Origin of the sequence: Pseudomonas sp. 22515, assembly GCF_052044625.1 — a bacterium.
Taxonomy (GTDB): Bacteria; Pseudomonadota; Gammaproteobacteria; order Pseudomonadales; family Pseudomonadaceae; genus Aquipseudomonas; species Aquipseudomonas alloputida.
Genome location: NZ_JBQENN010000013.1, coordinates 20,710 through 45,156, shown reverse-complemented (window position 1 = coordinate 45,156; position 24,447 = coordinate 20,710). Strand labels below are relative to the sequence as shown.

Below are 24,447 nucleotides of genomic sequence, written 5' to 3'. Positions count from 1 at the left end.
GCGGCCCCGAATGCATCAGGCGCCTTTCAGGGCCTTGATCTTGGCCTGCAACCCTTCCAGGGTCTGCTCGCCCATCAACTGCTCACGCACCTTGCCCTTGTCGTCGATGATGTAGGTCACCGGCAAGGCCTCGCTACGCGGCAGGTCATAGCGCTCGGCCGGGTCCTGGGCGAGCACGGTGAAACCGATACCCAGGGTTTCGGCAGCCTGCTTCAGGTCCTGCCCCTGCAAACCGTCGAAGTTCACCCCCACCACCTTGATGCCCTCAGCCGCCCATTGCTTGGCCGCCGCATTCAGTTCCGGGATTTCGGTACGGCACGGTCCGCACCATTCAGCCCAGTAGTTGAGCACCAGCCAGTGCCCTTCGATCTGTTCGGCCTTAACCGTATTACCGTGTTGGTCCACGCCGTAATCGGCACCGCAACCACCGAGCAACAGGCTCGCGGTGATGGCCAGTACTGCTGCCAGACGCCTTGCCATGGGTCAATCCTTCTCGAGTTTTAAAGCAAATTGGTCAGTCGCTGCGGTTAGAATAGCCGCCACACCCAGCTGGATGCGACCCGACATGACTGATCTCACGCTCTATCATAACCCGCGCTGCTCGAAATCCCGCGGCGCCCTGGAACTGCTCGAAGCCCGCGGCTTGGCCCCGACCATCGTGCGCTACCTGGAAACCCCGCCCGACGCGGTCACCCTCAAGGCCCTGCTCGGCAAGCTGGGCATCGCCCCGCGTCAATTGCTGCGCAGCGGCGAGGACGAATACAAAACGCTGAACCTGGCCGACCCGGCACTGACCGACGCGCAACTGATCGAGGCCATGGCCCAGCACCCCAAACTGATCGAGCGGCCGATCCTGGTTGCCGGTGACAAGGCCGTGGTCGGTCGCCCGCCGGAAAAGGTGCTGGAGATCCTGCCGTGAGCGCGCCCTACATCCTGGTGCTGTATTACAGCCGCCATGGCGCGACCAGCGAAATGGCCCGGCACATCGCCCGCGGTATCGAGCTGGCCGGCATGGAGGCACGCCTGCGTACGGTGCCAGCGATTTCCACCGAATGCGAAGCGGTGGCCCCGGATATTCCGGCCAGTGGCGCGCTGTACGCCACCCTTGACGACCTGCGCCACTGCGCTGGCCTGGTACTGGGCAGCCCGACCCGGTTCGGCAACATGGCAGCGCCACTCAAGTACTTCCTCGATGGCACCAGCAGCCTTTGGCTAGGCGGTGAGCTGGTCGGCAAACCGGCTGGCGTGTTCACCTCCACCGCCAGCCTGCACGGCGGTCAGGAAACCACCCTGCTGTCGATGATGCTGCCGCTGATGCACCACGGCATGCTGGTGATGGGCCTGCCCTACAGCGAGTCGGCACTGCTCGAGACCCGTGGCGGCGGCACGCCTTATGGCGCCAGCCACCACGCAGGCGCCGATGGCAAGCGCGAACTCGACCCGCACGAAATCGCCCTGTGCCGTGCCCTGGGCCAACGCCTGGCGACCACGGCCAAGGCCCTGGAGGCGGCGCGTGGCTAGAAAGCCCAAGGCATTGCCGCCGGTCCAATGGCTGGTACCCCGCCTGCGCCTGACGCGGGCATTGAGCCTGGCATGCTTCTTCGGCCTGATCGCCCTGCTGGTGGTGAACAACCTGTGGTTCGCCAACCTGCATGGGGCCCGGGTCGAGGTGATCCTGGCGATCGAACTGGTGCCGTTGCTGTTGCTGTTGCCCGGCATGCTGAAAGGCAGCGCCCGGGCGCATGCCTGGACCTGCTTCGTGGTGAATATCTATTTCATCAAGGGCGTGCTGGCAGCGTTCGACCCGTCGCGGGCGGTATTCGGCTGGCTTGAAGTGCTGGTGAGCCTGGGGCTGTTCATTGCCGGGCTACTGTACGTGCGCTGGAAGTTCCAGCATGAGCGGCGCATGGCAGGCGAAGGCAGTTAGATTTTTCGCGGGCACGCCCGCTNCGTGCCCGCGAATGGGAGCAACACAAGGCTCAATGGTTGACGGTATGCGCCAGCATCACCGACAACTGGCACAGCGGCCGCCCGCTCTCTGCATGCCACTGGTTGAACGCCTGCTGCACCAGAGCCAGGTCGCGCTGGCTGGTGGGCTGCTTGTCGATCACCTTCTGCGCAATCAACGCCGCTGCCATGTCATCGGTCGGGATGAACGTGTCCTTGCCGACCATGCGCAAGAACCGTGGCGCCGACAACCCGCCCAACTGGTTGCCGTGCTTGGCCAGGTACTTCCACAAGCCGACAATGTCGGTCACTGGCCAGTCGGCGATGAACGCACCAAAACTGCCATGCGCCTTGGCGATATCCAGCACCATTTGCGCATTGCGCGGCACGCTCTTGAGCTTGCCCAGGTGGCGGATAATGCGCTCATCCTGCATCAACCGTTCCAGGTGCTCGGCGCCCATCAGCACCACTTTCTCCGGGTCGAAGCCGAAGAATACCTGCTCGAACGCCGGCCACTTGGCATCCACCAGGCTGTGCTTGAGCCCGGCGCGAAACACCCGCAGGGCCAGTGTCGACAGGTAGCGGTCGTCACTGATGTCGCGCAGTTGCGCCGGCGTGCGCGGCTGCGGCAGGAAAGCCTCCAGCGCCTGGGCCGAGCCAAAGCGGTTCAGGCAGTACTCATGCAACCACTGGTAATCGCGCATGGGCTCAGATGTTCAGCACGTCGAGGAAACGCGGGGTAGCGTTTTCGTCGATCTTCAGGCTGGTGAAGTCAAACAGGTTCCGGTCGGCCAGCTGCGACGGTGCCACGTTCTGCAGGGCACGGAAGATGCTCTCGGTACGGCCCGGGTGCTTGCGTTCCCACTCCACCAGCATGTCCTTGACCACCTGGCGCTGCAGGTTTTCCTGCGAGCCGCACAGGTTGCACGGGATGATCGGGAATGCCTTCATGTCCGAGTAGGCCTGGATGTCCTTCTCGCTGCAGTAGGCCAGCGGGCGGATCACCACGTTGCGGCCATCGTCGGCGCGCAGCTTCGGCGGCATGCCCTTGAGCGCGCCGTTGAAGAACATGTTGAGGAAGAAGGTTTCGACGATGTCGTCGCGGTGATGCCCCAGCGCCATCTTGGTGGCGCCGATTTCGTCGGCGAAGGTGTACAGGGTACCGCGGCGCAGGCGCGAACACAGCGAGCAAGTGGTCTTGCCTTCGGGTACCAGCTCCTTTACCACCGAGTAGGTATCCTTCTCGACGATGTGGTACTCGACCCCCAGTTCCTTGAGGTAGGCCGGCAGTACGTGCTCAGGGAAGCCCGGCTGTTTCTGGTCCATGTTCACCGCAACGATCTCGAACGTGATCGGTGCCACCTTCTGCAGGTGCAACAGAACGTCGAGCATGGTGTAGCTGTCCTTGCCGCCGGACAGGCAGACCATGACCTTGTCGCCATCCTCGATCATGTTGTAGTCGGTGATGGCTTCGCCAGCGAGACGACGCAGGCGTTTTTGCAGTTTGTTCTGGTTGACCGAGAGGGTGCCCATAGCGCTTGGATCCGCGAGGTGTGACAAAAGCCGGCTATTTTACGCACAAACGCGACGCCGCTGTAGGCATTCCGATAAAGACTTCAATGTAATCAACAGCACGGCTTACAGCGCAATTTGCTCTAAAAAGCGCGGTTTATGTGGGTAACGGCTTCCTATACTGCGACATAAGGCCACATTACCGCTTGCATCGGTGTTAGGGCCTCGGGCCGCTTGCGCTCCATATTGGGGGGCGTTTGGCAACATTGAGAGGAGTGATCGGCATGATTCATCACGTTGTGGGGCTGTTTACCCATCCCGATCAGGAATGGCGGGAGATTCGTGGCGAAGAAGAAACCATCAGCCACATGTACCTGACGCACACCCTGATCCTCGCGGCGATTCCTGCCGTTTCGGCGTTTATCGGCACTACCCAGGTGGGCTGGGTGATCGGTGACCGGCCAGCAGTGATGCTGACCATGGAAAGCGCAATCTGGATGAGCATCATGTCCTACCTGGCCATGCTCGCCGGGGTGGCGGTAATGGGCGCATTCATCCACTGGATGGCCCGCACCTACGATGCCAACCCGTCCATGGCGCAATGCATCGCTTTTGCCACCTACACCGCTACCCCCTTGTTCATCGGTGGCCTGGCGGCGCTTTACCCGCACCTGTGGCTGGGCATGCTGATCGGCACTGCCGCCATCTGCTACACGGTGTACCTGCTGTATGTCGGCTTGCCGACGTTCATGAACATACCGTCGGATGAAGGCTTCCTGTTCTCCAGCTCGGTGCTGGCAGTGGGCTTGGTGGTACTGGTGGCAATCATGGCCGCTACCGTGATTATCTGGGGACTGGGCGTGGGGCCCGTCTACACCAACTAGAACAGACCTAACCAACACTGGGGCATCAACCAGGGGCCGCCGCAAGGCGGCCTCTGGCTGTGCGCTGACCGGTGACTCGGCAAGCCACCTGCGCTTGCGGCATAATGCCTGGTCAGGAGAACCGCCCCGCCATGCCCGAGCAGCTCAAACAACGCGTCGAAACCTGTTACCAGCAAGCCGAAGCCTTTTTCAAACGCCGCTTCCCGCGCCCCGAAGTCAGCTTCAAACTGCGCGGGCAAAAAGCCGGCGTCGCCCACCTGCACGAGAATCTGCTGCGCTTCAACCTGCAGCTCTACCGCGAAAACCAGGAAGACTTCCTGCGCCAGACCGTGGCCCATGAAGTGGCACACCTGGTTGCCCACCAGCTGTTTGGCGACCGCATCCAGGCCCATGGTGAAGAGTGGCAGTTGATCATGCGCGGGGTGTATGAACTGCCGCCCAATCGTTGCCATAACTATGACGTGCAACGGCGCGCAGTGACCCGCTACATCTACCGCTGCCCGTGCCCGCAAAGCGACTTCCCGTTTACCGCGCAGCGGCACAAGCTGGTGCACCAAGGGCGGCGATACCTGTGCAAGCGGTGCCGGGAAATCCTGGTGTACAGCGGCGAGACGCGGGTCGAATAGATCGGGGGTCGCTTGCACCGGCCCTTTNGGAGCGGGTTTACCCGCGAAAGGGCCGGAACAGGCCATGCACAAATCCCAGGCATGAGAAAGGCGACCCGAGAGTCGCCTTCCTGTACCCGCCTGGGCCTTACTTCTCGACGAAGGCACGCTCGATCAGGTAGTCACCCGGCTCGCGCATGCGCGGGGAGATCTTCAGGCCGAAGCTGTCCAGCACTTCGCTGGTCTCGTCGAGCATGCTCGGGCTGCCACAGATCATCGCGCGGTCGTCTTGCGGGTTGATCGGCGGCAGGCCGATGTCACTGAACAGCTTGCCGCTGCGCATCAGGTCGGTCAGACGGCCCTGGTTTTCGAACGGCTCGCGGGTCACGGTCGGGTAGTAGATCAGCTTGTCGCGAACCGACTCACCGAAGAACTCGTTCTGCGGCAGGTGCTCGGTGATGAACTCGCGGTAGGCCACTTCGTTCACGTAGCGCACGCCGTGCACCAGGATCACTTTTTCAAAGCGCTCGTAGGTTTCCGGGTCCTGGATGACGCTCATGAACGGCGCCAGGCCAGTGCCGGTGCTCAGCAGGTACAGGTGCTTGCCAGGATTCAGGTCGTCGAGCACCAGGGTGCCGGTAGGCTTCTTGCTGATGATGATCTCATCGCCTTCCTTCAGGTGCTGCAGCTGCGAGGTCAGCGGGCCATCCGGCACCTTGATGCTGAAGAATTCAAGGTGCTCTTCCCAGTTTGGCGAAGCGATGGAGTAGGCACGCATGAGCGGACGGCCGTTGTCCTGCTGCAGGCCGATCATCACGAACTGACCGTTCTCGAAGCGCAGGCCCGGGTCGCGGGTGCACTTGAAGCTGAACAGGGTGTCGTTCCAGTGGTGCACACTGAGGACACGTTCGTGGTTCATGTTGCTCATCGATGGGGCTCCTGAAGAAAAACGCGCGCGCAAAGCGCACAGTTGCGCAATAGTTTAGGGGCAGCGACAATATCTGTTAACTGGATTATCAAGATATGTGTTATCGGTTATATCGATATGCGATTCACACTCCGTCAAATGCAAGTCTTCGTCGCCGTCGCCCAGCACCAAAGCGTCTCTCGGGCCGCCAGCCTGTTGGCGCTGTCGCAGTCGGCCGCCAGTACCTCTATCACCGAACTGGAGCGGCAATCGAGCTGCCAGCTGTTCGACCGTGCCGGCAAACGCCTGGCCCTCAATGCCCTGGGCCATCAATTGCTGCCACAAGCAGTCGCCCTGCTTGACCAGGCCAAGGAAATCGAAGACCTGCTCAACGGCAAATCCGGTTTCGGCTCACTGGCGGTCGGCGCCACCCTCACCATCGGCAACTACCTGGCCACCCTGCTGATCGGCAACTACATGCAGACACACCCGGAAAGCCAGGTAAAACTGCATGTTCAAAATACTGCGCATATCGTGCAACAGGTCGCGCACTACGAAATTGATCTGGGTCTAATCGAAGGTGACTGCAATCACCCCGACCTGGAAGTTCAGCCGTGGGTCGAGGACGAACTGGTGGTGTTCTGTGCGCCACAGCACCCACTGGCGAAACTGGGCCGCGCCGATATCGAAAGCCTTTCGCAAGAGGCGTGGATCCTGCGCGAACAAGGCTCAGGCACACGCCTGACCTTCGACCAGGCCATGCGCCATCACCGCGCCAACCTTAATATTCGCCTGGAGCTGGAGCACACCGAAGCGATCAAGCGCGCGGTGGAGTCAGGCCTGGGCATCGGTTGCATTTCACGCCTGGCCCTGCGTGACGCCTTCCGCCGCGGCAGCCTGGTACCTGTGGAAACACCGGAGCTGGACCTGCTGCGCCAGTTCTACTTCATCTGGCACAAACAGAAGTACCAGACCTCGGCCATGCGTGAGTTTCTCGAGCTATGCCGCAGCTTCACTGCGGGCTTTACCCGCAGTGACGAGATCGTGCTGCCGCCGATCGCTTAAAGCAGGATCACTCCCCACACCAGCGCCACCATGGTCAGTGCCACCAACTGTGCGGCGCTGCCCATGTCCTTGGCATTTTTCGACAGCGGGTGGCGCTCCAGCGAAATGCGATCGATGGCCGCCTCCACCGCCGAGTTGAACAGCTCGACGATCAGCCCCAACAGGCAAACGGCGATCATGATGGCCCGCTCGGCGCGGCTGACCGGCAGCCAGAAGGCGATCGGGATCAGCACCACGTTGAGCAGCACCAGCTGGCGGAATGCGGCCTCGCCCTTGAAGGCGGCACGCAGGCCGTCCAGCGAGTAGCCAGCGGCGTTGAAGATGCGTTTGAGGCCGGTCTGGCCCTTGAATGGCGATGTCATGTGAGTCACTTCACAGCAGAAAGGCCAGCAGACTAGACCGGCTCGGGTCAAAAAAGCGTGAAGCCATGCACAGTCAGTTGCTGGCAACCGATTCAAGTTGTTGCAGCAGCAGTGCAGCCTGGGTCCGGGTACGCACGCCCAGCTTGCGGAAGATCGCGGTCACGTGGGCCTTGATGGTCGCTTCCGACACGCTCAGCTCATAGGCGATCTGCTTGTTCAGCAAGCCTTCGCAGACCATGGTCAGTACGCGGAACTGCTGCGGCGTGAGGCTGGCCAAGCCTTCGCTGGCGGCCTTGGCCTCGGCCGAAACATCGACCTTTTCGAACGCCTGCGGCGGCCACCAGACCTCGCCATCAAGCACCTTGCGCACCGCATCCTGGATCACTTCCAGGGTGCTGGACTTGGGAATGAAACCACTGGCGCCGAACTCGCGGGACTTGACCACCACGGCGGCCTCTTCCTGTGCCGAAACCATCACCACGGGGATCTGCGGGTACTGCCCGCGGAGCAGCACCAGACCGGAAAAACCGTAGGCACCCGGCATGTTCAAGTCCAGCAGCACCAGGTCCCAGTCGGCTTTTTCGCTCAGGCGGGTTTCCAGTTCGGCAATGCTTGCGACTTCGACCAGACGCACATCGGAGCCAAGCCCGAGGGTAACGGCCTGGCGCAGGGCGCCACGGAACAGTGGGTGGTCATCGGCAATCAGGATTTCGTATGTGGCCATCGATCTAAGGATCCTGTTCTGTGCCAGGCACTCGAGTGGAAGGGAAGCGCCCGGCGGGGAATCGGCGCCAAGGAGGCCGAGCACGGTCAAGGGAGATAAGCCAATCGCCCTGCCGTCTCGCCCACCCTGGCTGCCAGCTCCGTCATTATGAACCAAAGCAGGGGTTGTGCCCCTTGGACTATAGGAAGGTATGCAAACGCTGGTGGGTGTCGTCCTGCTCGTCAAGCGGTAGCCGCCGTTTGCCGCTCAGGTAATGCAGGCTGAACACATCAAGGTAAGCATCCAGCGCCTGCGAAGCCTGGCTATCGCCAGCAAGGTCCAGGCACATGGCCGCAACTTCTGCCGTACAGAAATGATCATCGCGCTTGGAGCGCCGCAGGCGGTAGCGCGACATCTGCTCGGCTTGCAGGCTCAACACCGGGAAGCGGTCCAGGTACGGGCTTTTGCGGAACATCTTGCGCGCTTCGGTCCAGGTGGCATCCAGCAGGATGAACAGTGGACGCTTGCCCGGCTCGCGCACCACCTCGCTGACCACCCGCTCCTGGGCAACGAATTCGCCCGGAAAAACGATATAGGGCTGCCAGCGCGGGTCATCGAGCAAAGCCAGCAGGCGCTCGTCAACCGCGGTGCGCAACCAGCCGAAGGCCCAGGTGTCTTCAATCAGGTCGGCAATCAACCAGCCGGTGTTGGTGGGTTTCAGCGGCTCGGTGTCGTGCATCAGCAGGCACACACCCGCGTCAGCCTGCACCCTAGGCTTCCAGGCACACAGGCAATGGGTGGCGATGACCCGGCAATCCGGGCAACGCTCGGCACGCGAGCCACGGGCGATGAAAGGCTTGTTGCTGCGGGCCAGGCGTTCGGCGCGCAGACGCGCTACCGCATGGCTCATGCCGGCAGGTCTCTGGACAGATTGAAAATGGGCACAAGGATGACTCGGAAAAAACAAGGCGGCCAGTCTACCAGAACAGGTGGCAATTGCTGTGCAGCCGGCAAAGCGCTCCTTATAATCGGACTTCTACCGTGCCGGTCCTCGCCACGCGCAATTTTACGGAACGCCGTTGACCCGCGCATGTCAAAGCGCCAGTCATCGAACCAGGAGAGATTCATGCTGCGCCTTATCGCCCCCGCCCTGAGCCTGCTGCTCGCCCTGCCTCTGGCAGCCCAGGCGGCATCCAAGCAGGATTACGACCTGAACACCCTGCTGCAGAAGGTCGCCAAAGAGAGCAGCGTCGGCACCCCACGCGCAATCAACGAGGACATCCTCGATCAGGGTTACACCGTTGAAGGCAAGGCGCTGGTCAACCACCTGAGCGTACGCCAGAGCCACGCAGCGCGCATGCAGGCCAACCCTGAGCAGGTGCGTAGCCAGCTCGGCGACAGCGTGTGCCGCAACAACGGCTTCCGCAACCTGATGTCCAAGGGCGCCGTCATGGTCTACCGCTTCACGGTCTACAAGACCAACCAGCCAGTCATGGACCAGGCCTTCGACAACGCCAGCTGCCTGGCCGGCAACAAGAAGAAGTAAGCACAGCGTCAACGCTACGCTTTCTCGTCCTCATGAGCGCGCCAGCGCCCTTCAACGGCATCGGCGCGCATCTCCGCCAACAGCGCCTGCAAGTATCGCGACCGACACTCCAGCCCCGACAGCCTGCGGCGGCACTCGGCTTCAAGGCTCAGGTGATGCACCTGGGCCGCGTTCTCCAGCTGCTGGTAGAGCTGCCAGTCCACTTCGATGACCAAGCGATGCATACCGCCACCTCCTGCATCGACACATTTCACTCTACCAGTTAACCAAACCCGTGCTGCCGATGGCCGCAGGCCGACAGGCGGCTGCGCCGAACACCTCGGCACGATCGGGCGCAAGGGTCTAGATTGAGGTCAGAGGTATTGGTGCAGAAGGAGACGTCGCATGCCTTACCATTCGAATGAACTGCTGTTCAGCCACTTCCGCGACAACAATATCGACCTGAGCAATATCGAAGCACAACTGCAACTGGTTGCCCCCAACAGCCCTAACCTGCCGCTTTACCGCGACATGATGCTGACCATCCTGCGCATGGCCCATGACGACAGCGACCGCTGGAGCGCCAAGATCACCCTGCAGGCCCTGCGCGAACTGGACCAGTCCTTCCGCACCCTGCAGCGCTACAAGGGCCGACGCAAAGTGACCGTGTTCGGCTCGGCACGCACCCCGCTCGAGCATCCGATGTACGCCCTGGCCCGCGAGCTAGGTGCCACTCTGGCGCGCTCCGACCTGATGGTCATCACCGGCGCCGGCGGCGGCATCATGGCGGCTGCCCACGAAGGCGCCGGCAGCGAGCACAGCCTGGGTTTCAACATCACCTTACCCTTCGAACAACATGCCAACCCGACGGTGAACGGTACCGACAAACTCCTGCCGTTCCACTTTTTCTTCATCCGCAAGCTGTTCTTCGTCAAGGAGGCCGACGGCCTGGTGCTGTGCCCTGGCGGCTTCGGCACACTGGATGAAGCCCTGGAGGTACTGACCCTGATCCAGACTGGCAAGAGCCCACTGGTACCGGTGGTGCTGCTGGACTCACCGGGCGGCAGCTTCTGGCGTGACTGCCTGGACTTCATCAGCCGCCAGTTGGAAGAAAACCGCTACATCCTGCCCAGCGACCTGAAGCTGGTGCGCCTGGTACACAGCGCTGACGAGGCGGTTGAGGAAATCAACCAGTTCTACAGCAACTACCACTCCAGCCGCTGGCTGAAGAGCCAGTTCGTGATCCGCATGCACCATGCGCTCAGCGAAGCGGCGTTGTATGACATTCAGGAAGGGTTTGCCGATTTGCGCCTGAGTGGCAAATATCACCAGCAAGCGGATAGCAGTGCCGAGCACGAAGTTGGCAATTACAGCCATCTGACCCGCCTTTCATTCGCCTTCAACGGCCGGGATCAGGGCCGCTTGCGTGAGCTGGTGGATTTCATCAACCTGCCGGAGAACTGGGCCAAACCGCAACCCATGCATACCACGCAGAGGGCCAGACAGGCGCTGAAAGTGAGTTGAGGCTTCGCTGTAACAGCTCGCGTAATACCTGCAGGGGCAACCTCAGGCTGCTCCTGCACCGGATCGGTTGTTGGACGCAGACCGTCGTAGGAGCGGGTTTACCCGCGAAAGGGCCTGACCTGCTGGCCAATCTCCCCGGTCATTCACCGCCGCAGCCGCCACCGTATTCGCGGGTGAACCCGCGCCTACAATGGAATGGAGACAGCCTGGGGCATTTGGCAAAACAGATTATCCGCGACGTGCACGTGCACTGTGGTTTCGAGCGTCAATAATCGTCGAGATCACGCCCACTGAGCAGACGGCCGATCATGTCCATGGGAAACCCACGGTAAGCCAGGAACCGGGTCTGCTGGGCGCGGCTGCGCGGATCTTGCGGGCGCTGCCCGGCAAACTTGCGCTGCCACACGTCTCGCATACGCTCGCCCCAATTCACCTCGCTTTCACGCAGGGCCTGGTCGATATCTGCACGCGCCAAACCACGCTGACACAGCTCTTCGCGAATACGCGCAGGGCCATAGCCAGAGCCGGAACGATAACGAATGAAACTCTCGAGGTAGCGGGCTTCACTAAGCAGCCCTTCTTCGGCGAGCCGATCGAGTTCAGGCTCGATCAACTCGTCCGAAGCGCCGCGCTGACGCAACTTGCGCGTCAGCTCGACTCGACCGTGCTCACGTCGTGCAAGCAGGTCCATGGCTGTCCGCCGGATGGCGACGGGGGTGTCGAGTACGGCAGACATATTCGGTTATCTACTGCGCAATCAATAACCGGCGTCAGCGTCGGCCATGTCATCGGCATCAGCTTCGGCAGCAGCAGCTTTGCCGGCTTCAGCAGCAGCACCTGCTTTCAGCAACTTCTCACGAATCTGCTTCTCGATCTCGGCACCAATAGCCGGGTTCTCAGCCAGGTACTTGGCAGCGTTGGCTTTGCCTTGACCAATCTTGTTGCCCTGGTAGGCATACCAGGCACCGGACTTCTCGACCAAGCCCTGAGATACCCCCAGATCAATGATCTCGCCGTTACGGTAGATACCTTTCCCGTAAAGAATCTGGAACTCAGCCTGACGGAACGGAGGCGAGACCTTGTTCTTGACGATCTTGACGCGGGTTTCGCTGCCGACCACCTCGTCGCCTTCCTTGACAGCGCCGGTACGGCGGATATCCAGACGGACCGACGCGTAGAACTTCAGGGCGTTACCACCGGTAGTGGTTTCCGGGCTGCCGAACATCACACCGATCTTCATACGGATCTGGTTGATGAAGATGACCAGGCAGTTCGCGTTCTTGATGTTACCGGTGATCTTACGCAGTGCCTGGGACATCAGGCGGGCCTGCAGGCCCACATGCATGTCACCCATCTCGCCTTCGATCTCGGCCTTCGGTACCAGCGCGGCAACGGAGTCGACAATGATCACGTCGACCGCGTTGGAACGCACCAACATGTCGGTGATTTCAAGCGCCTGCTCACCGGTGTCCGGCTGCGAAACCAGCAGGTCATCGACGTTGACGCCCAGCTTGCCAGCGTACTCAGGGTCAAGGGCATGTTCGGCGTCGACGAAGGCGCAGGTAGCACCGTTCTTTTGCGCTTCAGCGATGACAGACAGGGTCAGCGTGGTCTTACCCGACGATTCCGGGCCGTAGATCTCGACGATACGGCCTTTTGGCAGACCGCCGATGCCCAGGGCGATATCCAGGCCCAGCGAGCCGGTGGAGATGGCCGGAATGCCTTGACGCTCATGGTCACCCATGCGCATGACCGCGCCTTTACCGAATTGGCGTTCGATCTGACCCAGGGCCGCAGCCAAGGCGCGCTTCTTGTTGTCGTCCATTGAAATCCTCACGTGTTCGACTTGGCCCTGACGGCCGGAATACCTGTATAAGTAGCCAGTATTATTCCACAGGCAGACGCCCGCGCAAACCCCTGTCGTCGATTTACTCGGCACCAAGCTGTAACAAGCCGTCTAACGCGGCGATCACCGTCTGTCGACGCACCGCCTCGCGGTCACCGTCGAAGTGCCGACGTTCGCTGAACACCCGGTTACCGTCACCCCAGGCCAGCCACACAGTGCCCACCGGTTTGGCTGGCGAGCCGCCGTCCGGCCCGGCCACACCACTCACCGCCACAGCAAACCGTGCGCCACTGGCAGCCTGAGCCCCACGGACCATGGCTTCGACCACTTCCTGGCTGACTGCCCCCACCTGACCGAAAAACGCTTCAGGCACTCCCAACTGGCGGGTTTTCTGGGCATTGGAATAGGTGACGTAACCGGCTTCGAACCAGGCCGAGCTGCCAGGTATGCGGGTGATGGCTTCGGCAATGCCACCACCGGTGCAGGACTCGGCGGTAGTCACCTGCGCATTGAATCGGCGCAGGTGCTCACCCAGGCGGGTGGCGAGCGTGGTGATCGGGTCCATGTAGGGTGCTCCTCGAGGGCGGTTCTCTACCCTATCACCCTGCTTCGGGCTCTGGCTCAGGAAACTTTCAGGCTGGCCCGGGCGATTTCGCTGAACGCCAGTTCGTCACGCTGCCCCAGCCGCGGCAGCCCGTCAGGCCACTCCCGGCTCCAGTCGAAGCCGCCCAGCGTGCGCATGTCCTCGATTGCCGAACGCCACCAGACCACCTTGCACGCGCGCTGGTAGTCATCAGCATTCATCACACTGCCGTAGAGCAACTTGCGGCCGATGCCACGCAGCTCCCGGGGTACATGCTTGAGGCTCCATTTCACCGAGAGCCGAGCCAGCCACGAGGGCACCGGGCGATGCGCCGGCACCTTCAGGGCCAGACCTGGCATCTTCGAATGAAAATGCTCGCCATGCCGGGCAAAGAAGATTTCTAGAATGGCATGCACGTACTGCTTCATCGCAAAGTAATGGCTGATCACGCCGCGCGCCTCGTTGATCGGCGCGCCGTGCAATTCGAAGGAAAAGGCGATCTGCTCGATCGTATGCAGGTCACGGGCATACGGCGTCCAGTTGTCGATCCGGTCGATGGCGCGCTTGGCGATGCCAACGTTGTCGCGGGTAAAGCCCATGACACCGCTGTTACACAGCCGCAAGTCATCGGCTGGTGCTTCGCCCGACTCAGCAAGCCCCTCGATGAAGCTGCGGTAATAGCTGTTGCGCGAAGCCTCGGCCCAGCTCATTTCCACCTCGTCGACCAAGAATTGCCCGGCATCGACCTGGCTGAACAGCTTTTGCGGCGACTGCAGAAATACCGTATCGGTATCGATGAACACGGTCTTGTCCGCCCACTGCCCGGCCTGGGCAATGGCGCAGGCCTTGCGCCGATGGGTGTAGCCGCCGTCGCCGGCCCAATCCTGCAAGGTCTGCTCGTCCAGTGCGATCACTTCCACCGGCCAGCCGGCAAAAGCCTGTGGCTGGTCGGTAAGCACGCGGATCACCGGCAGCTCAGCCGGCTTGCAACGAGCCAGGGCGGTGAGGATGCTGAGTTTTGCCTCCAGCTGATAGATCCGGCGCTCGCCATAAAGGAGGTAGATCAGCTGTTGCGTTACATAAGGGACAGGGCTGGACACATTCATCGTGCAGGTCACGGCTAGGGGCATTCATCGAGGGGCGCGCATTCTAGAGGGTTACGCGGCGCAGCTCCACCATTGCCCGCCAGACTGCAGGCGCACGCCCCACAGCACGCGCCTGCAACGTAACGAAAAAGCCTGTACCATTACGGGTTTACCATCGCCAACCAGATCCCCCCTGTAAGGCCCTGAATGTCAGATCTTTCCGCACACACCCCGATGATGCAGCAGTACTGGAAGCTGAAAAACCAGCACCCGGACCAGCTGATGTTCTACCGCATGGGCGACTTCTACGAGATCTTCTACGAAGATGCGAAAAAGGCCGCGAAACTGCTGGATATCACCCTGACCGCCCGCGGTCAGTCGGCCGGCCAGTCCATTCCCATGTGCGGGATTCCGTTCCATTCGCTGGAAGGCTACCTGGCCAAGCTGGTCAAGCTTGGCGAGTCGGTGGTGATCTGTGAGCAGATCGGCGACCCCGCCACCAGCAAGGGCCCGGTGGAGCGCCAGGTAGTACGCATCATCACCCCCGGCACGGTCAGTGACGAGGCACTGCTCGACGAGCGCCGCGACAACCTGATCGCCGCACTGCTCGGTGACGAGCGCCTGTTCGGCCTGGCGGTACTGGACATCACCAGCGGCAATTTCAGCGTGCAGGAGATCAAGGGCTGGGAAAACCTGCTGGCCGAACTCGAGCGCCTGAACCCGGTCGAGCTGTTGATCCCCGACGACTGGCCACGGGACCTGCCTGCGGAGAAACGCCCAGGCGCCCGCCGCCGCGCACCCTGGGACTTCGACCGCGACTCGGCACGCAAGGCCCTGTGCCAGCAGTTCGCGACCAAGGACCTCAAGGGCTTCGGCTGCGACAAGCTGACCCTGGCCATCGGCGCCGCCGGCTGCCTGCTGACCTATGCCAAGGAAACCCAGCGCACCGCCCTGCCGCACCTGCGCAGCCTGCGCCACGAGCGTCTGGACGATACAGTCATCCTCGATGGGGCCAGCCGCCGCAACCTGGAGCTGGACATCAACCTGGCCGGTGGGCGCGACAACACCCTGCAATCGGTGATCGACCGCTGCCAGACCGCCATGGCCAGCCGCCTGCTGAGCCGCTGGCTGAACCGCCCGCTGCGCGACCTCAAGGTGCTGCAAGCACGCCAGGACTCGATCCGCTGCCTGCTCGACAGCTACCGCTTCGAAAAGCTGCAGCCGCAGTTGAAGGAAATTGGCGATATCGAGCGGATCCTCGCCCGTATTGGCCTGCGCAATGCCCGCCCGCGCGACCTGGCACGCCTGCGCGATGCGCTGGGCGCGCTGGCAGAACTGCAGAACGCCATGACCGAGCTCGAAGCGCCGCACCTGGCGCGTCTGGCGGCCATTACCGGTACCTATCCGGAGCTGGCCAGCCTGCTGGAGCGGGCGATCATCGATAACCCGCCGGCGGTGATCCGCGACGGCGGTGTACTGAAAGCCGGCTATGACAACGAACTGGACGAGCTGCTGGCAATCAGCGAGAACGCCGGTCAGTTCCTGATCGACCTGGAAGCCCGGGAAAAGGCCCGCACCGGCCTTGCCAACCTCAAGGTCGGCTACAACCGCGTGCACGGCTACTTCATCGAACTGCCGACCAAGCAGGCCGAGCAGGCCCCGGGCGACTACATCCGCCGCCAGACCCTCAAAGGCGCCGAGCGCTTCATCACCCCGGAGCTGAAGGCGTTCGAGGACAAGGCATTGTCGGCCAAGAGCCGCGCCCTGGCCCGCGAGAAGATGCTCTACGACGCGCTGCTGGAAACCCTGATCAGCCACCTGGCACCGCTGCAGGACAGCGCCGCCGCCCTGGCCGAACTGGATGTGCTCAGCAACTTGGCCGAGCGCGCACTGAACCTCGACCTGAGCTGCCCACGCTTTGTCGACGAGCCTTGCCTGCGCATCGAGCAGGGCCGCCACCCGGTGGTGGAACAGGTACTGACCACGCCGTTCGTGGCCAACGACCTGGGCCTGGACAACAGTACGCGCATGCTGATCATCACCGGCCCCAACATGGGCGGTAAGTCGACCTACATGCGCCAGACTGCGCTTATCGTGCTCCTGGCCCACATCGGTAGCTTCGTGCCGGCAGCCAGCTGCGAGCTGTCGCTGGTCGACCGCATCTTCACCCGCATCGGCTCCAGTGACGACCTGGCCGGCGGGCGCTCGACCTTCATGGTGGAGATGAGCGAAACCGCCAACATCCTGCACAACGCCACCGACCGCAGCCTGGTGCTGATGGACGAAGTGGGCCGCGGTACCAGCACCTTCGATGGCCTGTCGCTGGCCTGGGCTGCCGCCGAGCGCCTGGCCCAGCTGCGTGCCTACACACTGTTCGCCACCCACTACTTCGAACTGACCGTGCTGCCGGAGAGCGAGCCGCTGGTGGCCAACGTGCACCTGAACGCCACCGAGCACAATGAACGCATCGTGTTCCTGCACCACGTGCTACCCGGCCCTGCCAGCCAAAGCTACGGCCTGGCCGTTGCGCAGCTGGCCGGCGTACCGACGGCAGTGATCCAGCGTGCCCGCGAGCACCTTGGCCGGCTGGAAACCACCAGCCTGCCCCATGAGCAGCCTGCGGCCCACAAGGCCAAGGACGCGCCGCAAGTGCCGCACCAGAGCGACTTGTTTGCCAGCCTGCCTCATCCAGCCATCGAGAAGCTGGGCAAGCTGCAACTGGACGACATGACCCCGCGTCAAGCTATCGAAATGCTATATCAACTAAAGAACCTGTTATAACGGCGCCCATTACAAGCTGGTAGAATCCGCCGCGGTTTGCTGGTGCTGCAGGTTATTAGCCTGGCCTGCAGCCACATACCCGTAAACCGCGCGGCCCTGAGAGGAAGGGCCGCCGCCGTCGCCTGAGGAGAGAATTAGAAATGACCTTCGTCGTCACCGACAACTGCATCAAATGCAAATACACCGACTGCGTGGAAGTCTGTCCGGTGGACTGCTTCTACGAAGGCCCGAACTTCCTGGTCATCCACCCGGACGAGTGCATCGACTGTGCCTTGTGCGAGCCGGAGTGCCCAGCGCAAGCCATCTTCTCGGAAGACGAAGTGCCTTCGGGCATGGAAAACTTCATCGAGCTGAACGCCGAGCTGGCGGAAATCTGGCCTAATATCACCGAGCGTAAGGACGCCCTGCCGGACGCTGAAGAATGGGATGGCAAGCCTGGCAAGATTGCCGACCTGGAGCGCTGATAGCGCCCAGACGCGAAAAAGGCCCTTCGGGGCCTTTTTTGTTTTCCTACGGGCAAAAAAAAGGGGCGGTTTGACCCGCCCACATTTTTTTCCGTAGTCCCTGCTTGTCCCAAACATCATCCTGATGAAATCGCTTCTTGCGATGTCCCTGGCCTTCATCCTGAAAGCCTGTGCATGTCCCTGTGCACAGTTCGAATACTAGCGGGTTCAGCCAGGCGAGCAAGCAATGGAGCTTGCAAGGTATTTCCGCGGACACATTTACTCACCGGTGAATAAACCATGCTTTTCAATGGGTTGTAAAAATTCAGCCTTTGGAAACGACTTTGATTTACTAAAGGTTGCATGGAAAGCTTACACAACGAGTAAGTAAAGGCTTACACGCGATGTTACTGGGGTAGCGCGGTACACATTTGATAGGTGTCTTGCCAGGTGCGTCTGGGCGCCATGCCCCCCGACAATCTGAAAGGGAACCTCGCTTTTCGCCACAAACAAAAACGCCCCGAGATCATCGGGGCGTCTTTTGTTACAGCGCTAGCTACTGGAACAATGACTCGCTGGACAGACCATTCTTTTCAAGGATCTCGCGCAAGCGCTTGAGCCCTTCCACCTGGATTTGCCGCACGCGTTCACGGGTAAGGCCGATCTCCAGCCCAACATCCTCCAGGGTACTGCTTTCATGGCCGCGAAGGCCAAAGCGGCGTACAACCACTTCACGCTGCTTGTCGGTCAACTCGCCCAGCCACTGATCGATGCTCTGCGACAGGTCGTCATCCTGCAGCAGTTCGCACGGGTCCGTCGGGCGGTCGTCGGTCAGGGTATCGAGCAGCGTCTTGTCCGAATCCGGGCCAAGCGACACGTCTACCGAAGACACCCGTTCGTTCAGGCCGAGCATACGCTTGACCTCGGCGACCGGCTTTTCCAGCAAGATGGCGATTTCTTCCGGCGAGGGCTCGTGGTCGAGTTTCTGCGTCAGCTCGCGCGCGGCGCGCAGGTAGACGTTCAGTTCCTTGACCACGTGGATCGGCAGGCGAATGGTGCGAGTCTGGTTCATGATCGCCCGTTCGATGGTCTGGCGAATCCACCAGGTCGCGTAGGTCGAAAAACGGAAACCACGCTCCGGATCGAACTTTTCGACCGCACGGATCAGCCCCAGGTTGCCCTCCTCGATCAGGTCGAGCAGCGACAGGCCACGGTTCACGTAACGACGGGCAATTTTGACAACCAGGCGCAGGTTGCTTTCGATCATGCGCTTGCGGCCGGCAGGGTCACCCTTTTGCGACAAGCGCGCAAAATGCACTTCTTCTTCCGGCGAAAGCAGCGGCGAGAAACCGATCTCGTTGAGATACAGCTGGGTGGCATCGAGCGCCCTGCTGTAATCGATGTACTTGTGTTGCTTGAGCGAAGAGCCCGATTTGGCCCTCGTCCGAACCGAAGATACAGCAGGTTCGTCTGACACCACATCCGTTTCCAAAACGATACCCGTCTCCATCAGGAGGACGTCATCGTCGATGTCAAACTCCGGCACTTCTTTACTGAGAGCCATTGTTATAATCCTTTGCTGAGTTCGAACTCAGACTCGAGCGGCACCTTTCTCCCTGGCAGCGCTTGAGCCTGTCCCCTCTACATCACAGGAACAGGCTGGGTACAACGGTCAACGACGTGGCAGGAACTGGAGTGGATCGACGGGTTTGCCCTGGCGGCGAATCTCGAAATGCAGCTTCACCCGATCTGTGCCCGTAGACCCCATTTCAGCAATCGACTGCCCTGCCTTGACCTGCTGCCCCTCCCGAACCAACAGCCTGCGGTTATGACCGTAGGCACTGACGTAGGTGTCGCTGTGCTTGATGATGATCAGCTCGCCGTAGCCCCTCAAACCACTCCCGGCATAAACCACCGCACCATCAGACGCAGCAAAAACAGGCTGTCCCAAATCACCGGCGATATCAATGCCTTTATTCAAACTACCGTTTGAAGCAAATTTTCCAATCAGCACGCCATTGGCAGGCCAGGTCCAACCACCTACCGCGCGCTCTGCGGCTGGTACGGTAGCGACCACAGGGGCAGGGGTGGAAGGCGCCGACGTGGCCGGTTTGCTGGTGCTGGCAGGCGCCGTGGCAGTGCTGCCCACAGGCCGCCGCGTGACCGTGGTGCGGCTTGACGAGGACGGGCTGGACACCACCGTGGTGCGGCTGCTGGAACCGCTGCTGAAACGAATCGCTTGGCCCGGGCGGATGGTATAAGGCGCCTGAATACCGTTGCGTGCAGCCAGCTCCTTGTAGTCCCAGCCATAACGGAAGGCGATGGAGAACAGGGTGTCGCCTGGCTTGACGATGTATTGCCCAGAAGTCACCGCCGGGCGCTTGGGCACGGTGTTGTTGCGGTCGACCACCCGCGCGCTGTTGCTGCTGGTGCTTGAGCAACCCACCAGAAGCGTGCCCATGGCCAATGCAATCACCAGAAGCTTGAAACCCGACCCGTCCTTGCGCTGCCGAATGACTGTGTGACCCACCCGCGCTCCCCTCATGGTGCCGAAAATCGATATGAAGACAAGAAATGCAATATTGTTGCAATTATAACCAAGCCAGCCGGTAATGGCAGACGGGTTCAAAAGACGGGCACAAAACCCCGGTGCACGCTGTGCGTTAGCGCTTCGCACCGCCTGATAGACAGGGCGAAGCGACAAGAATTCGCCACCGGCACAAAAATACACCGCGCCTCATGCCTGCACAGCTCAGATCAACAGGCTTCAGGCCAGAGGCCCATTGAGCAGCGGCACGAAGCGCACAGCCCCCAGTACGCGACGGGAGAATCCATGCTCCTCGCGCACGATCAGCATCAGTTGCTGCGCTTCGCCGGCCGGCCCTACCGGGATGACCATGCGTCCACCGGGTGCCAGTTGGTCGAGCAGTGCCTGTGGCACTTCCGGCGCCACGGCGGTGACGATGATGCCGTTGTACGGCGCAAGCGCCGGCCACCCCTCACAACCGTCACCCCAGCGGAATACCACGTTGCGCAGGTTAAGCTCCACCAGGCGCTCTTTGGCCCGGTCCTGCAGCACCTTGATGCGCTCTACCGAAAACACCCGCTCGACCAGCTGAGCCAGGATCGCCGTCTGGTAGCCCGAACCGGTGCCAATCTCCAGCACCTTGTCCAGCGGCCCGGCCTCGAGCAACAGCTCGCTCATGTGAGCAACCATGAACGGCTGGGAGATGGTCTGGTTGTGGCCGATCGGCAGCGCGGTGTCTTCGTATGCTCGATGCGCCAGCGCCTCGTCGACGAACAGGTGGCGCGGCGTACGACGGATCACGTCGAGCACCTTGGTGTTCGAAACCCCCTCTTCGCACAAGCGCTGTATCAGCCGCTCCCGGGTACGCTGAGAGGTCATGCCGATGCCACGCCGCAGCATATCGTCCTCGCGCATCAGAGCAGGCCCTCCAGCCATCCATCGAGCTGCTCGAAGGCATCATTGAAGGTGCGGTCGAGCTGCAATGGGGTAATCGATACGTAGCCTTGCATCACCGCGTGGAAGTCGGTGCCCGGGCCGCCGTCCTCGGCATCACCGGCCACGGCAATCCAGTAGCCTTCCTTGCCACGCGGGTTGACCACCTTGGTGGGCGCCGCCGCCCGCGCGCGGTGACCGAGACGGGTGAGCTGGATGCCACGGATGTGCTCCAGTGGCAAGTTGGGAATATTGACGTTGAGTACGGTGCGTGGCGGCAACACCAGGCGCGACTGTGCCTCGACCAGACGACGGGCGATATAGGCCGCAGTCGGCAGGTTGTCCGGCTGGCGCGACAACAGCGAGAACGCCAGCGAGGTACCGCCGAGGAAGCGGCCTTCCAGCGCCGCAGCGACCGTTCCCGAATACAGCACGTCATCGCCCAGGTTGGCACCAAGGTTGATCCCCGACACGACCATGTCCGGCGTCTGTGGCAACAGCCCATTGAGCCCCAGGTGCACGCAGTCGGTCGGCGTGCCGTTGAGGCTGATGAAGCCATTGGTCAGGGTCTGCGGATGCAGTGGCCGGTCCAGCGTCAGCGAACTGCTGGCGCCGCTCTTGTCTTGATCCGGGGCGATCACCGCGCACTCGGCATAATCCACCAGCGCAGCGTGCAGCGCGGCGATGCCAGGTGCGGTAACACCGTCGTCATTCGAAATCAGAATACGCATGGGCTGTCCGTCTGCCCTGCCGACACCAGATCCACGACTTCACGCACCACCACGGTGGCGAAGCATCCGGCCGGCAGGACGAATTCCAGTTGCAGGATATCAGGCTCGGGATAATGCCACGTCAGGCCGCCAATAGGGAGCCGCAGAATTCGCCGTTCGTGATCCATGCCCGCCTGGGCCAGCCACTGGCAAAGTGCCGGCTGACGTGCGCCGATAGCGTTTTCCAGCTGGGCAGGCGCAGCGCCAGCAGGTGAAGCGCCCTCCCCCCACATCGGGCCGGTTGGATGCAAGTCGAGAATCGCCAGCCGCGGGTCGGCACATTCCGCCTCACCCGCCGGGAAGAAACTGCGGCTGTCGGTGAACGCCAGCAGGTCCCCGACCTGGGCTCTGGCCCAGCTACCGTCAGCGACACGCGCAGCCAGCAACTGATTGAACAGGTAGCTGCGCCCGGCCGAAAGCAGCCGCGAACGCACGTTGCGCTGTTCAGGCAAAGCCTTGCGCGCGGCCCAATCGAGGGCGTCGTGGACGTTGCCACCACCGTGCCCAAAGCGCTGGGTGCCGAAGTAGTTGGGCACACCTTGCTGCCTGAGCTGCTCCAGGCGCGCATCCACCGCCTGGTGATCGGCAGCCAGGGCGGTCAGGCGCAAGGTGAACCCGTTGGCCGAATGCGCGCCGCGCTGCAGTTTGCGCTGGTGACGCACCTGTTTGAGCACACGCAGGCTGGCATCCTCGGCACGCGACAGATCCGGATCGGCCTTGCCCGGCAGGTGCAGGCTGAACCACTGGCGGGTGAGCGCCTGGCGGTCCTTCAGGCCGGCATAGCTGATGCTGCGCACGGGCACGCCAGCGGCGCGGGCAAGGCGCCGGGCGGCTTCTTCAGTGTTCAGGTCACGCTTCTCGACCCACAGCCACAGGTGCTCGCCTTGGCCCGATAGCGGTATATCCAGGACTTCGTCAACCTGAAAGTCTTCGGCAACCGCTTTGAGGACGGCGGTGCCCAGGGGGTCGCCCGATGCGCGCGGGCCCAGCAATTCCAGTTCGGTCATGCTGGCAGCAGCAGGGCGACCGAATGCACGGCAATGCCCTCCTCGCGGCCGGTAAAGCCAAGCTTCTCTGTGGTGGTGGCCTTGACATTGACCTGGTCGAGCTCGACCTGCAGGTCTTCGGCGATCAGCTGGCGCATGGTTTCGATGTGCGGGGCCATTTTCGGTGCCTGGGCGACGATGGTGGCGTCAACGTTGCCGACCTTCCAGCCCTTGGCCTTGACGATGCCGACCACATGACGCAGCAGCGCGCGGCTGTCAGCACCCTTGAACTGCGGGTCAGTGTCAGGGAAGTGCTTGCCGATGTCGCCCAGCGCCGCAGCGCCAAGCAAGGCATCGCTCAGGGCGTGCAGCAGCACGTCACCGTCAGAATGGGCCAACAGGCCGTATTTGTGGGGGATACGCACCCCGCCCAGGGTAATGAAATCACCGTCGCAGAAACGGTGCACATCGTAGCCGTGGCCAATACGCATAAAAAAACGCCCTGAATGAGTCAGGGCGTGATTCTACCTGCTTTGCAGGGGATTTGTGGGATTGGGGCTGCTGTGCAGCCCTTCGCGGGCACGCCCGCTCCCACAGGAAGCGTTAAACCCGCCCCAGTGCCACCGCATGATGGCGCAGGTGCTCCTCGATGAAGCTGGCAATGAAGTAGTAGCTATGGTCATAGCCCGGCTGCATACGCAGGGTCATTGCATGGCCACCTTTGCGTGCCGCCTGTTCCAGCGCTTCAGGCTTGAGTTGCTTCTCGAGGAAGTCGTCACGGTCGCCCTGGTCCACCAGCAACGGCGGGCATTGGCCAGCAGGGGTTTCGGCCAGCAGCACACTGGCATCCCACTCACGCCAGCGTCCACGGTCTTCACCCAGGTAGCGGCTGAAGGCCTTCTCGCCCCACGGACAATCCATCGGATTGCTGATTGGCGAGAATGCCGACACCGAGCGGTAGCGCCCCGGATTGCGCAAGGCGCACACCAGCGCGCCATGCCCACCCATGGAGTGGCCGCTGATGCTGCGCTCGCCCGACGCCGGGAAGTGCGCCTCGATCAGGGCTGGCAACTCCTCCACCACGTAGTCGTGCATGCGGTAGTGCTGGGCCCAGGGTTGCTGGGTGGCGTTGAGGTAGAAGCCCGCGCCCAGGCCGAAGTCCCAGGCGCCGTCCGGATCACCCGGCACCTGCTCGCCACGCGGGCTGGTATCAGGGGCAACGATGATCAACCCCAACTCGGCGGCCAGACGCTGGGCGCCGGCCTTCTGCATGAAGTTCTCGTCGGTGCAGGTGAGGCCGCTGAGCCAGTACAGCACCGGCAGCTTTTCGCCCTGCTCGGCCTGCGGCGGCAGGTACACGGCGAACACCATATCGCAACCCAGCACCTTGGAATGATGCCGGTAACGCTTGTGCCAGCCGCCGAAGCTCTTCTGGCAGGAGATGTTATCCAGGCTCATG

29 protein-coding genes are annotated in these 24,447 nt (G+C 61.9%); 10 read left to right on the top strand and 19 right to left on the bottom strand.

Annotated features, from left to right (window positions below):
* Positions 1–15: 15 nt before the first annotated feature.
* Positions 16–480 (bottom strand): peroxiredoxin family protein, encoded by a 465-nt coding sequence (locus tag ACTJJN_RS13930; RefSeq protein ID WP_003252403.1) that lies wholly within the window; start codon positions 478–480, stop codon positions 16–18.
* 85 nt (positions 481–565) lie between these two features.
* Between ACTJJN_RS13930 and arsC the strand changes: the two genes are divergently transcribed.
* From arsC to ACTJJN_RS13915, 3 genes are read left to right on the top strand one after another with little or no spacing between them, the layout of a single operon-like run.
* On the top strand, positions 566–919 hold the full coding sequence (gene arsC / locus ACTJJN_RS13925) for an arsenate reductase (glutaredoxin) (protein WP_004575340.1): 354 nt from the start codon (positions 566–568) through the stop codon (positions 917–919).
* Positions 916–1,521 (top strand): NAD(P)H:quinone oxidoreductase, encoded by a 606-nt coding sequence (gene wrbA, locus ACTJJN_RS13920; RefSeq protein ID WP_003252400.1) that lies wholly within the window; start codon positions 916–918, stop codon positions 1,519–1,521. Before arsC ends, wrbA begins: the two co-directional genes overlap by 4 nt.
* Positions 1,514–1,927 carry a DUF2069 domain-containing protein gene (locus ACTJJN_RS13915; protein WP_003252389.1) on the top strand — a complete coding sequence of 138 codons (414 nt, stop codon included), beginning with the start codon at positions 1,514–1,516 and terminating at the stop codon, positions 1,925–1,927. The genes wrbA and ACTJJN_RS13915 overlap by 8 nt, the downstream gene beginning before the upstream one ends.
* 52 nt (positions 1,928–1,979) lie before the next feature.
* Here ACTJJN_RS13915 and ACTJJN_RS13910 read toward each other — a convergent pair whose 3' ends face one another.
* Both ACTJJN_RS13910 and ttcA read right to left on the bottom strand, forming a co-directional pair.
* Complete coding sequence (locus ACTJJN_RS13910) at positions 1,980–2,651, bottom strand: DNA-3-methyladenine glycosylase I (protein WP_010952703.1); 672 nt, start codon at positions 2,649–2,651, stop codon at positions 1,980–1,982.
* A gap of 4 nt (positions 2,652–2,655) precedes the next feature.
* Positions 2,656–3,480, bottom strand: coding sequence for a tRNA 2-thiocytidine(32) synthetase TtcA (gene ttcA, locus ACTJJN_RS13905; protein WP_012053468.1), 825 nt, complete (start codon positions 3,478–3,480; stop codon positions 2,656–2,658).
* Positions 3,481–3,743: 263 nt separating this feature from the next.
* Between ttcA and ACTJJN_RS13900 the strand changes: the two genes are divergently transcribed.
* Both ACTJJN_RS13900 and ACTJJN_RS13895 read left to right on the top strand, forming a co-directional pair.
* Complete coding sequence (locus ACTJJN_RS13900; protein WP_003252385.1) at positions 3,744–4,343, top strand: Yip1 family protein; 600 nt, start codon at positions 3,744–3,746, stop codon at positions 4,341–4,343.
* Between the two features lie 131 nt (positions 4,344–4,474).
* Positions 4,475–4,969, top strand: a complete 495-nt coding sequence (locus ACTJJN_RS13895) for a SprT family zinc-dependent metalloprotease (protein ID WP_003252383.1) — start codon at positions 4,475–4,477, stop codon at positions 4,967–4,969.
* A 127-nt stretch (positions 4,970–5,096) separates the two neighbouring features.
* Here the strand turns inward: ACTJJN_RS13895 and fpr are convergent, their stop codons facing one another.
* Positions 5,097–5,876 (bottom strand): ferredoxin-NADP reductase, encoded by a 780-nt coding sequence (gene fpr / locus ACTJJN_RS13890; protein ID WP_003252381.1) that lies wholly within the window; start codon positions 5,874–5,876, stop codon positions 5,097–5,099.
* A 117-nt stretch (positions 5,877–5,993) separates the two neighbouring features.
* Between fpr and finR the strand changes: the two genes are divergently transcribed.
* A complete protein-coding gene (finR, locus tag ACTJJN_RS13885; RefSeq protein WP_004574844.1) occupies positions 5,994–6,920 on the top strand; it encodes a LysR family transcriptional regulator FinR in 927 nt (308 codons plus the stop codon).
* On the opposite strand, the gene ACTJJN_RS13880 is transcribed toward finR, so the two are convergent.
* The 3 genes from ACTJJN_RS13880 to ACTJJN_RS13870 all read right to left on the bottom strand — a co-directional run bounded on the left by ACTJJN_RS13880 (position 6,917) and on the right by ACTJJN_RS13870 (position 8,895).
* Complete coding sequence (locus tag ACTJJN_RS13880) at positions 6,917–7,282, bottom strand: diacylglycerol kinase (RefSeq protein ID WP_003252377.1); 366 nt, start codon at positions 7,280–7,282, stop codon at positions 6,917–6,919. The two genes, finR and ACTJJN_RS13880, sit on opposite strands and share 4 nt — an antisense overlap.
* 73 nt (positions 7,283–7,355) lie before the next feature.
* Positions 7,356–8,006, bottom strand: a complete 651-nt coding sequence (erdR, locus tag ACTJJN_RS13875; RefSeq protein ID WP_010952699.1) for a response regulator transcription factor ErdR — start codon at positions 8,004–8,006, stop codon at positions 7,356–7,358.
* A gap of 178 nt (positions 8,007–8,184) precedes the next feature.
* A complete protein-coding gene (locus ACTJJN_RS13870; protein WP_004574842.1) occupies positions 8,185–8,895 on the bottom strand; it encodes a tRNA-uridine aminocarboxypropyltransferase in 711 nt (236 codons plus the stop codon).
* Between the two features lie 216 nt (positions 8,896–9,111).
* Here ACTJJN_RS13870 and ACTJJN_RS13865 point away from each other — a divergent pair, with 216 nt between their 5' ends.
* A complete protein-coding gene (locus ACTJJN_RS13865; RefSeq protein WP_012053469.1) occupies positions 9,112–9,531 on the top strand; it encodes a quorum-sensing-regulated virulence factor family protein in 420 nt (139 codons plus the stop codon).
* A 14-nt stretch (positions 9,532–9,545) separates the two neighbouring features.
* Here the strand turns inward: ACTJJN_RS13865 and ACTJJN_RS13860 are convergent, their stop codons facing one another.
* Complete coding sequence (locus ACTJJN_RS13860) at positions 9,546–9,755, bottom strand: hypothetical protein (RefSeq protein WP_012053470.1); 210 nt, start codon at positions 9,753–9,755, stop codon at positions 9,546–9,548.
* Positions 9,756–9,915: 160 nt separating this feature from the next.
* Between ACTJJN_RS13860 and ACTJJN_RS13855 the strand changes: the two genes are divergently transcribed.
* The gene (locus ACTJJN_RS13855; protein ID WP_003252368.1) at positions 9,916–11,034 is read left to right on the top strand and encodes an LOG family protein; all 1,119 of its coding nucleotides are present in this window, start codon (positions 9,916–9,918) and stop codon (positions 11,032–11,034) included.
* A gap of 265 nt (positions 11,035–11,299) precedes the next feature.
* On the opposite strand, the gene recX is transcribed toward ACTJJN_RS13855, so the two are convergent.
* From recX to ACTJJN_RS13835, 4 genes are all read right to left on the bottom strand, one after another.
* A complete protein-coding gene (recX, locus tag ACTJJN_RS13850) occupies positions 11,300–11,770 on the bottom strand; it encodes a recombination regulator RecX (protein WP_003252366.1) in 471 nt (156 codons plus the stop codon).
* A 21-nt stretch (positions 11,771–11,791) separates the two neighbouring features.
* Positions 11,792–12,859 (bottom strand): recombinase RecA, encoded by a 1,068-nt coding sequence (recA, locus tag ACTJJN_RS13845; protein WP_003252365.1) that lies wholly within the window; start codon positions 12,857–12,859, stop codon positions 11,792–11,794.
* A gap of 103 nt (positions 12,860–12,962) precedes the next feature.
* Positions 12,963–13,445 carry a CinA family protein gene (locus ACTJJN_RS13840; RefSeq protein WP_012053471.1) on the bottom strand — a complete coding sequence of 161 codons (483 nt, stop codon included), beginning with the start codon at positions 13,443–13,445 and terminating at the stop codon, positions 12,963–12,965.
* Positions 13,446–13,501: 56 nt separating this feature from the next.
* Positions 13,502–14,569 (bottom strand): hypothetical protein, encoded by a 1,068-nt coding sequence (locus tag ACTJJN_RS13835; protein ID WP_014754267.1) that lies wholly within the window; start codon positions 14,567–14,569, stop codon positions 13,502–13,504.
* 186 nt (positions 14,570–14,755) lie between these two features.
* Here ACTJJN_RS13835 and mutS point away from each other — a divergent pair, with 186 nt between their 5' ends.
* Both mutS and fdxA read left to right on the top strand, forming a co-directional pair.
* Positions 14,756–17,329, top strand: a complete 2,574-nt coding sequence (gene mutS / locus ACTJJN_RS13830) for a DNA mismatch repair protein MutS (RefSeq protein ID WP_440781340.1) — start codon at positions 14,756–14,758, stop codon at positions 17,327–17,329.
* 140 nt (positions 17,330–17,469) lie between these two features.
* Positions 17,470–17,793 (top strand): ferredoxin FdxA, encoded by a 324-nt coding sequence (gene fdxA / locus ACTJJN_RS13825; protein ID WP_003252355.1) that lies wholly within the window; start codon positions 17,470–17,472, stop codon positions 17,791–17,793.
* 535 nt (positions 17,794–18,328) lie between these two features.
* Here fdxA and rpoS read toward each other — a convergent pair.
* The 7 genes from rpoS to fghA all read right to left on the bottom strand — a co-directional run bounded on the left by rpoS (position 18,329) and on the right by fghA (position 24,446).
* On the bottom strand, positions 18,329–19,336 hold the full coding sequence (gene rpoS / locus ACTJJN_RS13820; RefSeq protein WP_440781339.1) for an RNA polymerase sigma factor RpoS: 1,008 nt from the start codon (positions 19,334–19,336) through the stop codon (positions 18,329–18,331).
* Between the two features lie 108 nt (positions 19,337–19,444).
* Positions 19,445–20,302, bottom strand: a complete 858-nt coding sequence (locus tag ACTJJN_RS13815) for a peptidoglycan DD-metalloendopeptidase family protein (protein WP_004574839.1) — start codon at positions 20,300–20,302, stop codon at positions 19,445–19,447.
* A 237-nt stretch (positions 20,303–20,539) separates the two neighbouring features.
* On the bottom strand, positions 20,540–21,178 hold the full coding sequence (locus ACTJJN_RS13810; RefSeq protein WP_003252348.1) for a protein-L-isoaspartate(D-aspartate) O-methyltransferase: 639 nt from the start codon (positions 21,176–21,178) through the stop codon (positions 20,540–20,542).
* Between the two features lie 35 nt (positions 21,179–21,213).
* Positions 21,214–21,963: a 5'/3'-nucleotidase SurE gene (gene surE, locus ACTJJN_RS13805; RefSeq protein ID WP_440781338.1), complete on the bottom strand. Its 750-nt coding sequence runs from the start codon at positions 21,961–21,963 to the stop codon at positions 21,214–21,216.
* A complete protein-coding gene (gene truD / locus ACTJJN_RS13800; RefSeq protein WP_440781337.1) occupies positions 21,951–23,009 on the bottom strand; it encodes a tRNA pseudouridine(13) synthase TruD in 1,059 nt (352 codons plus the stop codon). Before truD ends, surE begins: the two co-directional genes overlap by 13 nt.
* Positions 23,006–23,479 carry a 2-C-methyl-D-erythritol 2,4-cyclodiphosphate synthase gene (ispF, locus tag ACTJJN_RS13795; protein ID WP_003252342.1) on the bottom strand — a complete coding sequence of 158 codons (474 nt, stop codon included), beginning with the start codon at positions 23,477–23,479 and terminating at the stop codon, positions 23,006–23,008. The genes truD and ispF overlap by 4 nt, the downstream gene beginning before the upstream one ends.
* A 112-nt stretch (positions 23,480–23,591) precedes the next feature.
* Positions 23,592–24,446, bottom strand: a complete 855-nt coding sequence (gene fghA / locus ACTJJN_RS13790) for an S-formylglutathione hydrolase (RefSeq protein ID WP_003252340.1) — start codon at positions 24,444–24,446, stop codon at positions 23,592–23,594.
* Position 24,447: the final 1 nt, after the last annotated feature.